We start from the raw sequence: 12,624 nt of genomic DNA, 5'->3' as shown, positions 1-12,624 counted from the left end.
ATTAGGCACGCCGCCAGCGTTCGTCCTGAGCCAGGATCAAACTCTCCAAATTGGTGTTTGACTTGCTCATAACTTTTATCGCTATATTTGCTCATCCCGAAGGATTTGCAAGGCAGTTATTACTCGTTGTTCAGTTTTCAAAGAGCAATTCATTCTTTCGTGTCAACCGCGTTTTTCGTATCGGCGACTTTTATAATATATCACATTCGCCCAAGTTAATGCAAGCTTTTTTTAAAATTCTTTTTTCAAAGCTTGTTTACTTACTCTTGGGGCGAGAACTAATGTAGCACATAATTGAATACAGAGTCAACCTTTTCCTTAAACCTTTTTTCAAAATTGCTAAACCACCACCCACTGGAGCCCAACGATTAAGGCTACTCCAGGTACACCTAAAGTAAGTACAGTTCCTATTGTTATAGGGTTCAGCGGGATATACATCCCTGGAACAAGACCTGAATAGTTTAACAAGTACAGCAAACCAGCCGCCAAAACAAGATGAAGCGAGAAGCTGCGTAGCCATCCCCACGATAACCTGTTCTTAAGCAGTACGACTGCTAACAGGAGAGAAGATCCAATAAAAATCGATAACCATATTGTCTTCACACTCTCACCCCTCTCCATGCTGGCCAGTTCTTGCTGGTACGCTTTGCCAATCGAAGCAGCATCTCATATCGCTTTTCTGCTGTGATCATACAATATATCGCGTAATCCACTTGATCCTTGCCGACTGCGTAATTAAAGAAACGATTCGCATTTTCCCATTCACGGTGTGCCTCAACAATTTCGGCTCGGATGTCATCCATTTGGTTCATCCCTTTTTTTAATTCGAGCTGGCCTGTATTGCTCATATCTATCCCTCCCGCTTGTCCTCACTACATCATGTTCATTACTATATGTATAAGCTTGGACATTAGAATAGAACGGGATATTAAAAGGAACACCTTGTCAAAACGACAAAAACGGCAGATCGATTAATTTCTCGACCTGCCGTTTTCTATATTGATTATGACTAGTTTATTTCTCTTCGACCTTCTAATGCTTTGGACAAAGTAACCTCATCCGCATATTCAAGATCACCGCCAACAGGCAAGCCATGCGCGATACGCGTAACTCGGATACCAAATGGCTTGATCAGCCGGGATAGATACATTGCTGTGGCTTCGCCTTCAATATTCGGGTTAGTGGCCAGTATAAGCTCCTGAACGCGTTCGTCGCTCAGCCTTCTTAACAGCTCAGCGATACGAATTTCGTCTGGACCGATGCCCTCCATAGGCGAAATTGCGCCTTGAAGCACGTGATAATGGCCTTGGAAGTCCTTCATACGCTCAATCGCAACAAGATCCTTAGATTCTTGAACAACACAAATGATGGAGTTGTCACGTGATTTATCCTGACAGATTCTACATGGATCTGTATCGGTTATATTGCAGCAAACCGAGCAATAGAACAAATTGCGCTTAACGCTTACTAGCGCCTTCGCAAAATCAATGACGTCGTCTTCCTTCATTCGAAGAACATGAAACGCCAGACGGGCGGCCGTTTTGGGTCCAATACCCGGTAATCGCGTAAAAGCATCAATTAATTTCGCTATCGGTTCTGGGTAATACAAAACTGGGTACAGCTCCTTTCAAGCAAAAAACGCCTTCGGTGTCCCCTGGACACTGAAGCAGCTTTGACGGGGAAATAAAAGATAAGTATATACGTAATATACTTTCCTTTATTTCAAACAGAAGCAATACTGCTTCTTAGAACAATCCCGGAATTTTCATTCCGCCTGTGAATTTACCCATATCCTTATTTGCTAGATCATCCACTTTAGTTAGCGCATCGTTAACAGCTGTAAGGACAAGGTCTTGCAGCATTTCGACATCTTCCGGATCTACAGCCTCAGGTTTAATCGTAATGCTAAGAAGTTTCTTATGGCCGTTCGCAGATACGGTTACTACTCCGCCGCCCGCTGTTCCTTCAACCGTCTTTGTTTCCAACTCTTCTTGAGCCTTCATCATTTGATCTTGCATCTTTTTCACTTGCTTCATCATTTGGTTCATATTGTTCATTACCATTCACCTCATCATTAGAATTTAATCTTTATCCTTCACTACTACTAAATCTTCACCAAAAAGTTTGACGGCCTCTTCCACCCATACTGGCCGACTTGCAGCTTGTGGTGAAGCAGAAGATTCGGGCTCAAGCTGAAGCGCCTCGCTCTTCTGCGTACTAGCGCCTTGTGCCGCTGCCGCCTGCCAGTCCTTCATCATAACCGTAACGATACGGAATGAACCGCCGAGTACATCATGCATGACTTTCTCAATAATCTCGCGATTGGCCGGCTTCTCGGTCGTTTCTCGGTGCATCGTATTCTTGAACGCTACGAGAATGGCATCGTCAGCAGAAGCAACCGGTTCACCGTCTTTCAGCCAAGCATGGACCGTAATCTTAGCGTCCTTCACACCCTGCAGCACATCGTTCCACTTCATTCTGAACTGATTGAATTCTGGACTGCCTGCTGTTGCCAGGTACGGATCAAGCTTGACTGCGGACCGTACTATGCCGCCTGAGCCGCCGAATGAACTGCGAACCGCATTAGTACGTGCTGCTTGCTTGCTGGCCGCGCTGTCAGCCGAAGAAGCGCTGTTCCCGCTACCTACTCCATTTTGAATCGCTTGCTCTAGTTTACGCTCCAATGCCTCAATCTGCTGACGCAAACGTCCTACTTCAGCTGATTGTCCGCCGCTTGATGCTGAAGCAGCTGCACTTGCAGAAGCCGCTCCGCCTGACGATTGCTCGTCATTTAACGTGCAAAGCTTCATAAGCGCTACTTCAAACAAGGTTTGAGGCTGCGAGGCATGCTTAAGCTCCACTTGATAACGGTTCAACGTATCAATCATAGCGAACAATCGCTCTGGAGTGAAGGCCTCGGCCATCATTTTGAAGCGTTCAGGATCAACGATCCTCTCTGTTACTGCGCCTCCCTGCGGAGCAAGCTTCATAACAAGCAAATCACGGAAATAATATATTAGGTTTTCCATGCATTTGTCCGCACTTTTGCCGGCTTGCATCAAGCTTTCCACGAGCGGCATAACAGCTGCTACATGACGATCCTTCACAGCCTCCGCCAGCTGGTAGAAATGATCAGCGGCCATGCCGCCTGTCACATCTACTGCCGCGTCGAGAGTAATGCGATCACCTGCAAAAGCAGAAACCTGCTCCAGCAAGCTAATCGCATCGCGCATTCCACCTTCCGACAATCTTGCAATATAAGCAAGCGCATCTTCGTCGGCCTGTATGCTCTCTTCACGGCAAATCTTAAGCAAGTGCTGCGTCTGCTCTTCAAGCGATACCTGCCTGAAATCAAACCGTTGACAACGGGAGATAATCGTAGCAGGCAGCTTATGCGGTTCGGTCGTCGCCAAGATAAAGATAACATGCCCCGGCGGCTCCTCCAATGTTTTGAGCAAGGCATTAAATGCCTCGGCCGTAAGCATATGTACTTCATCTATAATATAAACTTTGAACCGCACTTCTGAAGGTGCATATCGCACTTTATCACGAATATCACGAATTTCATCAATACCGCGATTAGATGCAGCATCAATCTCAATTACATCCATAATATGTCCCGCGGTAATCCCTATGCAAGCATCACATTCATTACATGGCTCTTCAGCCGGACCACGTTCACAGTTAACCGCTTTGGCTAATATTTTCGCAGCGCTTGTCTTCCCGGTTCCTCGCGGCCCATTAAAAAGATAAGCATGAGATACACGCTGCTCACGAATAGAATTTTGCAGCGTTTGAATAATATGCTGTTGTCCAACCATGTCCTGAAACGTCTGCGGACGCCAGGCACGGTATAAAGCGATATGTGACACGCAGACCTTTCCTTTCAAGTTGCCTTTTCATTTACAATAAGCAAAAGCACCTTCGGTCCTGTGGACGCTGAAATTGCTTTGCATTGCGAAATATAAGAGTAGTATTAGAAAATAATATACTTTCTTATATTTTAAACCATTGCTACTCCCCTATTATACAACAACTGTGTAGCAAGCAAAACTTTCTTTTGCTAAGATTTTACCCTATTAAAACAACAGCAATAAACAAAAACACCTGCATTCGCTAATTCCGACAAAAACATCGAACAGCGATCACAGGTGCTACTTTTGCTATAAGCAAATCATATTAGAAAATTTTAGTACCGTGCACCTACTCCTGATAAATACGACCCAGGCGACATCCTTGCACTACAGCTCGAGTCAGGCACTCCCCCGGCACATGAACTAATTTACTTATGGCTGCTTCCTTCCGGACCTGACCAAGTTCATAAACGTCCATTGCGGAGGACCCAACTGTCAACACTGCTCGCAAGTGCCAAGACCCTACATCAGTATAACCTCAAGTAGGAATTCAACCTCGCTACAGCGGATTGCGAGTTACAGGGCACCGCTACCTCCCCATCTAGCACGGCAAAAATAAGTATAGCCGATTCCGTCCTAAAGCGCAACTCGTGGTTGAAATTGGACGAATGCCAGAGCTACCTTTTGGCTTCTACATGAACCTTATACCGAGGCATATTGTACTGAACGACCGACTGGGCCTTTGCTCGCAGCTCTTCGACTTGAACGTCGGACAGTGCTTTATTTGCTTTTACATTCACATGAAGATCGGTACCGTTAAAATAAATTTGCGTATGCTCGATGCCGGAAATCGGCTTCAACACCTGCTCAATGAATTTTCCATCTGCATTATAATTAAGATACTGATAACGATTCGGTAAATTCGGATTGCTGTTGGAATAACCCATGTATCCATCATGACCGTAGGTTTTCAGCCTGTTTTCTTGCTTGCTTTTTCCGTTCCCACATCCTGAGATCGTCATGGCTAACAGAAATAAGCAAGCCAGTAAGGCTGCCATTTGAAATAAACCAAATCGTTTACTCAAACCGAATGTTTGTTTATTCAATCAAAAAACCTCCCTTCTATCCAATAGGATGGCTGAGGGAGGCTCTTGTATTCTGCCAAATAAAGGCGGAACGATTTGTAGGATTAAATACCGTATTTCTTCTTGAAACGATCGACGCGGCCGCCAGCATCCAGGAACTTTTGCTTACCCGTGTAGAATGGGTGGCATTGGGAACAAACCTCTACGCGAAGACTCGGTTTAACCGAACCAGTCTCGAAGGAATTTCCACAAGCGCAAGTTGCTGTAATGATGTGGTATGTCGGATGAATAGCTTGTTTCATCTCGTTCACCTCTTTCTGCCCTGAATCGCATGCGGACTCAGAGTTAAATCGCACATCTCGGATTATAGCATGAACTTATTTGCTGTTGCAATGAATAATCAGTGATATGGTTAATATTAGCCGAATTTACTACCTAATAGGTACTTATCGACGTAATGCGGCTGGTGGAACATGTGTATAAGAGCCAATAACTACACCCGGCAGCTCTTCACGGAAAATTTCAAGCATTTGCTTCATCCCGTATATTTCACCTTGTGCCTTAGGAATAATCGCTAAGTAGCTTTCAGGATCGATATTCAGGTTGCGCATTTGAATGAGTTTTAGTCCAGTACGCTTAACGAATCCAATCATCGCTTCTATTTCTTCCTCACGGTCAGTGACCCCTGGGAAAATCAAATAGTTGATCGACGTATATACACCATTGTCAGAAGCATACTTCAAAGACTTCTCAACATTTTTTAAGTTGTAGCCGCGAGGCTTATAGTAAGCATTATAGTGATCATCAAGTGCACTGATCGTACTTACGCGCATTAGATTAAGGCCTGCATCAACTATCGCACGCATGAAATCAGTCAATCCCGCGTTCGTATTAATGTTAATGTATCCAAGCGAGGTTTGACTGCGAACACGTTTCATAGCCTCAACAATGATTTTAGCTTGTGTTGAAGGTTCCCCTTCACAGCCTTGACCGAAGCTAATGATGGATTCCGGCTCGCGCAAATGCTCAAGCATAATTTCAACGATCTCATCAACAGTCGGCTTAAAATTCATCCGCGTCTGCGGAGCAACAAAGCCGCTATCGTCAGGTTGTTCAGAGATACATCCGAAGCAGCCTGCATTGCAAGAATACGATACCGGAACAGCACCCTCCCATCTTCCTAGAAATGTGTTGGAAGAGGTTAAGCACTCATAACCTAGAGCACAGTTCGACAGATGCTTATAAAGACGATTATCCGGATATTTAGCAAGAATACGCTCTACTTGAATACCTAGTTCGCCACGGTCGCAATTAAGCGGGTCCCATCTTTCAGGATCGTCACTTTGCTCAGCCGTTACATAAAAGTTACCGTCTTTCCATACGACAGCTGTATATCCGAACAATGGCAGCTTCTCGTTCTTGTCCGCTTTCACATAGCCCGGCAAGCATAGACGAGTAAATCCTTGCGGAAGCAAGGCGCCGACTGCTTGAGCTCCACCTTGCAATGCCTGCATCTCGCCCGTGCTCGGATTAAGACCAATGGGTCTAGTGAAAGGCAGGCTAACAAGAGTTGCTCCATTAGGTAGCGGAATTAATTCCTCCTCCATAATTTCGACAATCATATCGCCGCTTCTTCCCAAAGCTATAAAGTCGGGATGGTCAAATACATTTCCGTTTTTATCCGCATATACGAGATTCATGTTGTTCTCCCTCCTGCGGTCTTACGATCCGTGCGTAGTTCTAGGCGTAGGACGCCTGCTGGTCGCTGTAGTACTGCTCTTTATACCGGACCGCTCCGGTTTCGCTTCAACTGTTGTATCAAGAGACATGAGGAACTGTTCGTTGTTCTCACTATCTTTAAGTTTCTTCAAGAAATTATCTACATAATCCGGCGTATCCGTCATACCTCTGCGGATGGCCCAAACCTTCTCCAGCTCTTCCTTCGTAAGCAGCATTTCCTCACGTCTAGTTCCAGATCTGCGCAAATCAAGCGCAGGGAAAATACGACGCTCAGAAAGCTTACGGTCTAGATGAAGCTCCATATTGCCCGTACCTTTAAATTCTTCATAAATGATGTCATCCATACGTGATCCTGTTTCGATCAGCGCAGTCGCAAGTATAGTCAAGCTTCCGCCCTCTTCCACGTTTCGAGCCGAACCAAAAAACCGTTTTGGACGGTGGAACGCTGCTGGATCAATACCGCCGCTAAGCGTACGACCAGATGGAGGAATAACCAAGTTATACGCCCTGGCAAGACGGGTGATACTATCCATCAAGATGACAACGTCCTTCTTATGCTCAACAAGACGAAGCGCTCGCTCAAGTACAAGCTCTGCTACTTTGATATGGTTCTCGGGCAGCTCATCAAATGTGGAGGCGATAACTTCACCCTTCACGGAGCGCTGCATATCAGTAACTTCCTCTGGACGCTCGTCAATAAGCAGAACGAACAATTTGATATCGGGACGATTTTCGGAAATGCTGTGGGCGATTTCTTTAAGAAGCAAGGTTTTACCTGTCTTCGGAGGAGCAACAATTAGACCGCGTTGGCCAAGTCCTACAGGAGCAAGCAAATCCATCATTCGAGTGGAAAGCTTCGACTGTGTCGTCTCAAGCACTAGCTTCTTTTCTGGATAAAGAGGAGTAAGCGCAGGAAAGTGCAATCGTTCGGAAGCCGTTTCCGGATTTTCGCCGTTAACAGCATTTACTTGCAATAGACCAAAATAACGCTCATTCTCTTTCGGCGGACGGCATTTACCTGAAACAAGATCGCCGCTTCTCAAATCAAATCTGCGAATTTGAGATGCTGAAATATAAATATCTTCCTTGCTCGGCAAATAGTTAATAGGCCGTAAAAATCCGAAGCCTTCTGACAAAATATCAAGGACGCCTTCCATGAACATAAGGCCGCTCTTCTCTGCTTGCGCTCGAAGAATTGCAAAAATTAATTCCTTCTTCTTAAGTGTTCCGTAATAGGGAACTTGAAATTGCTTCGCCAATTTGTAAAGGTCGGTCAATTTCATCTCTTCTAGATCTGCGATCTGAAGGTCTGTCATGTTCTCACCACTTTATTTAATTTTCATTATGATTTTGTATATCTAGTAAAATCATAGGATTGATTATCCATCATTGCCGAATTAGACGCCGTCTATTCCACAGCGTCTGCATCGTCCTATTCCTTATGAAGTGGCTTCCGTTTCACGCCATACTTCCGCACCCAGGCGGCATAAGTTTTCTACTAGATTATCATAACCTCGGTCAATATATTCGACGCCCGAAATTTCAGTAACGCCTTCTTCAACAGTCAAAGCAGCGACAACAAGTGCAGCCCCTGCGCGTAAATCAGCAGCCTTAACTTTTGCAGCACTCAGCTTGCCGCCTTCAATAACAGCTGAACGGCCCTCAACACGAATATCCGCTCCCATGCGAGTGAGCTCAGGAACATGCTTAAATCTAGTACCGTAAACATAATCAGTTAAAATACTGACTCCATTCGCTTGTGTAAGCAAGGTTGTCATTGGAGATTGTAAGTCCGTAGGGAAACCAGGGTACACAAGTGCCTTTACATCAATGGACGAATAATTAGGTCCGCCAATAATACGGATGGATTCATCCATCTCAATAACTTGAACACCCATCTCTTCAAGCTTAGCGCTCATTGCTTCCAAGTGCTTCGGAATAACATTATCAATAAGGACATCGCCGCGCGTTGCTGCAGCTGCAATCATATACGTACCCGCTTGAATTCGATCGGGAATAATGGAATGGCGGCAGCCATGCATCTGATCGACGCCTTCAATACGAATCGTCTCAGTCCCGGCACCTTTGATTTTTGCGCCCATGGCATTAAGGAGAGTAGCTACATCTATAATTTCAGGCTCTTTTGCCGCATTTTCAATAATCGTTATTCCTTTGGCCCGCGAGGCAGCTAGCATGATATTAATCGTTGCTCCAACACTTGAAACGTCAAGGTAAATCTTTGCGCCTCGTAATTGCTCAGCATGAATTCGAATAGATCCATGATCATTAGTTACCGTGGCACCAAGTGCTTCAAACCCTTTAATATGCTGATCAATTGGTCTAGGCTCAAAGTTGCAGCCCCCTGGCATTCCGATTGTCGCTTCACCAAACCTACCAAGCATTGCCCCCATCAAATAATAGGATGCGCGCAGCAATTTCACTTTGCCGTTTGGCATCGGTTTGGAGACAAGCGCGGAAGGATCAATGCGCATCATATCGCCGTCACGCTTTACGACAGCTCCAAGCTCCTGCAAAATTTCACTATATACAGCTACATCACTTATAATAGGCAAATTATCCAACACAACTTCTGATTCTGCTAAAATAGCAGCAGGTACAAGAGCCACCGCGCTGTTCTTGGCTCCGCTGATTTGAACGGTACCGCGAAGCGGCCGTCCACCGCGTATCATCAATTTCTCCATCTAATTATAGTTCCTCCCGTAGATTGGAAGAGAATAAAGGAAAAACCGCCAAAGCAAGCGAGTGTTAAACCCACTTGCCGTTATGAGGCGGTTTATTCCTTTGCTCCTGTTATTACACATAGTTGTTACTTCCGAACAAACGGATTTTTGTTAGTAACAGCCAGCTTCTCAATTCGCACAGCTGTCAAGTATTGGCGTAGTTCCAACGAATCAGCGTTAGCTATTTGTTTTCTTGAAATTGTATTTGTAAAAGCAACATGTTTCTCTCAAAGGGATACTGAAACTGAAATTAAAATCATGATCAAAATCAAATCGATTGGAAGACTAGATTTTTTTTGGCCCCGGCACACGCCATTGCAGCAGTGAATGGAATGCCCATATATTTCAAGGCGCTTTCGCTGACCTTGCAAATAAACGGTGATTTTTCTTCCTTAGCAGCTTCAACAATCGTTTGTGTAATTACCCTGATGTCTGTGTTGAACTGGACTACTGTTTCTCGCTTGCTATAAGCGCCTGGCAAAATTCATTCATAGGAACTAACAAGATCGCTGTCTTCCTCGTAAATGTTATCTTTCTTCCTCCAGCTCGGTCCGACTTGTCATTCTGAGACATTATAACATAATGAGCCTTGGAATAGTAAAGCTTGTTTTGCTATTGCCAATAAATGAAAAAAACGGCATCGCCTTCAAGTAAGAGACGATGCCGTTTATTTGCTAAATCAGGAGCCTATTGCAAAACGACTTGTGGAGTTGCCGCCTCGCAGCTGCATATTAACCGCAATTCGCATCTCATCGATGTCGAAAGGTTTCGTAAAGTGCATTAATGCCCCGAGATCCGTCGCTTCTTTAATCATATCCAATTCACCATATGCGGTCATCATGATGACTTTAATGTTTCGGTCGATAGCTTTCACATGCTTTAAAATTTCCAAACCATCCATGCCGGGAATTTTCATATCCAACAGAACAAGATCTGGAGCATCGTTCTTGACGATTTCCAAAGCCAGCTTGCCATTAGACGCTTGGAACGTATTATAGCCCTCGCTGCTGAAAACTTCCATAAGCAATACGCGAATACCGTTCTGATCATCAACGATCAACACTTTCTTCTTATCCAACTCCAAATCCCCCCGCAAATGAGTTTACCCAGAAAATGGCCAACTCTTCCATAATCGTTAATATATTCGCTAAAGTGGGTATATAATCCTTCTCGTTAAGAGAAAAACTTATCTGTTGTTGTTAAAGAATCTGCCATTGATCATAAATGCAATATATTACTCGGAATGGTTAAGCGCGGCTTGTACAAATCCGCGGAACAATGGCTGCGGACGGTTCGGTCTAGACTTGAATTCCGGGTGGAATTGAACAGCCAAGAACCAAGGATGATCAGCCATTTCCACAACCTCAACAAGACGGCCGTCTGGAGAAGTTCCAGAAATAGTAAGACCAACAGATTCAATTGCTTCACGGTACTCATTGTTAAATTCATACCGGTGACGATGACGCTCATAAACGAGCTCGTCGGCATATTCACGCTCAGCAAGCGTACCTGGCTTAAGTTTACAAGGGTAGAGACCAAGACGCATCGTGCCACCCATATCTTCAACATCCTTCTGATCCGGCAGCAAGTCAATAACCGGATATGGAGTGGATGAATTAATTTCAGAGCTATTCGCACCAGCTAGTCCCGCCACATTTCGAGCATATTCAATGACAGCTACCTGCATGCCAAGGCAAATGCCGAAAAACGGAATTTTGTTTTCACGTGCGTATTTAATCGCTGTAATTTTGCCTTCAATACCGCGATCGCCAAAGCCGCCTGGCACAAGAATACCATTAACGCCTCTAAGCTGTTGCTCGACATTCTCTTCCGTAAGCTCATCTGCATGCAGCCAACGAATTTTCACTTCTGAGTCGGAAGCAATACCCGCATGCTCTAGCGACTCTACAATACTGAGGTACGCATCATGCAACGAAACATATTTACCAACAATTGCAATTTCCGTCTTCTTATGAAGCGACTTTACACGCTGAACAAGGCTTTCCCATTCGCGCATATCCGGCTGTTCTGTCTTAAGCTTCAGATGATTAACAACGATCTCGTCGAGGCCTTCCTCACGAAGCATCAATGGCACTTCATACAAAGTGGACGCATCGCGGCATTCCACGACTGCATTCGCATCGATATCGCAGAACAAGCCAATTTTACGTTTCAAATCTTCAGCAAGCGGATGCTCTGTACGGCATACGATTACGTTCGGTTGAATACCGATGCTGCGCAATTCCTTAACACTATGCTGCGTCGGTTTTGTTTTCACTTCACCTGCCGCTTTGATGTAAGGAATAAGCGTTACGTGGATGTACATTACATTGTCGCGTCCGATATCGCTTTTGATTTGACGAATAGCTTCAAGGAAAGGCAAGCTTTCGATATCACCAACCGTACCACCGATTTCTGTAATAACAACATCAGAACCCGCTTCTTTGCCCGCACGGAATACACGGTCTTTAATTTCGTTCGTAATATGCGGGATTACCTGAACAGTTCCACCCAAGTAGTCGCCGCGGCGCTCTTTGGTAATTACGTTGGAATAGATTTTGCCGGACGTCACATTGTTGTTCTTCGACAAGTTAATGTCGATAAACCGTTCATAGTGACCAAGATCCAAATCTGTTTCTGCACCATCATCGGTAACGAATACTTCTCCGTGCTGATATGGACTCATTGTTCCTGGGTCGACGTTGATGTATGGATCAAACTTCTGAATCGTTACTTTGAGGCCCCTGTTCTTCAGCAATCGGCCAAGCGAGGCTGCTGTTATCCCTTTGCCCAAGGACGACACTACGCCGCCGGTTACAAAAATATATTTGGTCACTGTGATGATACCCTCCAAGCCCTATGGTTAATGTTTAGGTTTGCCCATTTACTCGATAAACATGGATGCGGATACACTCCGCCTATCCATCCAATTTGTGGGAATGCATCCTACAGATCCATCCCTCACAAACAAAAAAAGTGACACCCGTAGCAACGGGGCACTTTTCCTTTTTTGGCATATATAAAAATACAAGCAAGCATCAGCAATGCGTTATGCTCTACTTCTATTTCACCGCGAAACTTGACCTTCTCGTCAAAAGACGAAAACGAGTCGTTTGCGCTTGTATGCGTTATTTGTTAACCGAATCTTAAGCCCATGAGATAGTTTACTCTGCGCTCGTAGCAACTGTCAAGCGAAACTGACTG

13 protein-coding genes and 1 other RNA gene are annotated in these 12,624 nt (G+C 44.9%); all 14 read right to left on the bottom strand.

Features of this window, described 5'->3' with window-relative positions; all coding sequences use genetic code 11:
* Positions 1-339: 339 nt before the first annotated feature.
* The 14 genes from AB4Z45_RS28950 to AB4Z45_RS28885 all read right to left on the bottom strand — a co-directional run bounded on the left by AB4Z45_RS28950 (position 340) and on the right by AB4Z45_RS28885 (position 12,256).
* Positions 340-603 (bottom strand): pro-sigmaK processing inhibitor BofA family protein, encoded by a 264-nt coding sequence (locus AB4Z45_RS28950; protein WP_076271600.1) that lies wholly within the window; start codon positions 601-603, stop codon positions 340-342.
* A complete protein-coding gene (locus AB4Z45_RS28945) occupies positions 600-848 on the bottom strand; it encodes a DUF2508 family protein (protein ID WP_430053873.1) in 249 nt (82 codons plus the stop codon). The genes AB4Z45_RS28950 and AB4Z45_RS28945 overlap by 4 nt, the downstream gene beginning before the upstream one ends.
* Before the next feature lie 161 nt (positions 849-1,009).
* Positions 1,010-1,609, bottom strand: a complete 600-nt coding sequence (recR, locus tag AB4Z45_RS28940; protein ID WP_076271598.1) for a recombination mediator RecR — start codon at positions 1,607-1,609, stop codon at positions 1,010-1,012.
* Positions 1,610-1,745: 136 nt separating this feature from the next.
* Positions 1,746-2,057 carry a YbaB/EbfC family nucleoid-associated protein gene (locus AB4Z45_RS28935; protein ID WP_054025909.1) on the bottom strand — a complete coding sequence of 104 codons (312 nt, stop codon included), beginning with the start codon at positions 2,055-2,057 and terminating at the stop codon, positions 1,746-1,748.
* A 24-nt stretch (positions 2,058-2,081) separates the two neighbouring features.
* Positions 2,082-3,872, bottom strand: a complete 1,791-nt coding sequence (gene dnaX / locus AB4Z45_RS28930; protein ID WP_441912818.1) for a DNA polymerase III subunit gamma/tau — start codon at positions 3,870-3,872, stop codon at positions 2,082-2,084.
* Between the two features lie 323 nt (positions 3,873-4,195).
* An RNA gene (ffs, locus tag AB4Z45_RS28925) (signal recognition particle sRNA large type) lies at positions 4,196-4,464 on the bottom strand.
* A gap of 67 nt (positions 4,465-4,531) precedes the next feature.
* The gene (locus AB4Z45_RS28920) at positions 4,532-4,960 is read right to left on the bottom strand and encodes a hypothetical protein (protein WP_441912817.1); all 429 of its coding nucleotides are present in this window, start codon (positions 4,958-4,960) and stop codon (positions 4,532-4,534) included.
* A gap of 83 nt (positions 4,961-5,043) precedes the next feature.
* On the bottom strand, positions 5,044-5,241 hold the full coding sequence (gene rpmE, locus AB4Z45_RS28915) for a 50S ribosomal protein L31 (RefSeq protein ID WP_339205996.1): 198 nt from the start codon (positions 5,239-5,241) through the stop codon (positions 5,044-5,046).
* A 144-nt stretch (positions 5,242-5,385) separates the two neighbouring features.
* Positions 5,386-6,639, bottom strand: a complete 1,254-nt coding sequence (locus tag AB4Z45_RS28910) for a radical SAM protein (protein WP_339205995.1) — start codon at positions 6,637-6,639, stop codon at positions 5,386-5,388.
* Between the two features lie 21 nt (positions 6,640-6,660).
* A complete protein-coding gene (rho, locus tag AB4Z45_RS28905; protein ID WP_339205993.1) occupies positions 6,661-7,995 on the bottom strand; it encodes a transcription termination factor Rho in 1,335 nt (444 codons plus the stop codon).
* Positions 7,996-8,118: 123 nt separating this feature from the next.
* Positions 8,119-9,381 (bottom strand): UDP-N-acetylglucosamine 1-carboxyvinyltransferase, encoded by a 1,263-nt coding sequence (locus tag AB4Z45_RS28900; RefSeq protein ID WP_076271592.1) that lies wholly within the window; start codon positions 9,379-9,381, stop codon positions 8,119-8,121.
* Between the two features lie 307 nt (positions 9,382-9,688).
* Positions 9,689-9,901, bottom strand: a complete 213-nt coding sequence (locus AB4Z45_RS28895; protein ID WP_076271591.1) for a class II fructose-bisphosphate aldolase — start codon at positions 9,899-9,901, stop codon at positions 9,689-9,691.
* A 198-nt stretch (positions 9,902-10,099) separates the two neighbouring features.
* Complete coding sequence (locus AB4Z45_RS28890; RefSeq protein ID WP_076271590.1) at positions 10,100-10,498, bottom strand: response regulator; 399 nt, start codon at positions 10,496-10,498, stop codon at positions 10,100-10,102.
* Positions 10,499-10,654: 156 nt separating this feature from the next.
* Entirely contained in the window at positions 10,655-12,256 is a 1,602-nt protein-coding gene (locus AB4Z45_RS28885; protein WP_441912816.1) for a CTP synthase, read from the bottom strand.
* Positions 12,257-12,624: the final 368 nt, after the last annotated feature.

Source organism: Paenibacillus sp. MCAF9 (assembly GCF_052114265.1).
GTDB lineage: Bacteria > Bacillota > Bacilli > Paenibacillales > Paenibacillaceae > Pristimantibacillus.
The sequence above is the reverse complement of the archived record's forward strand: the minus strand, read 5'-3'. Positions and strand labels throughout refer to the sequence as shown.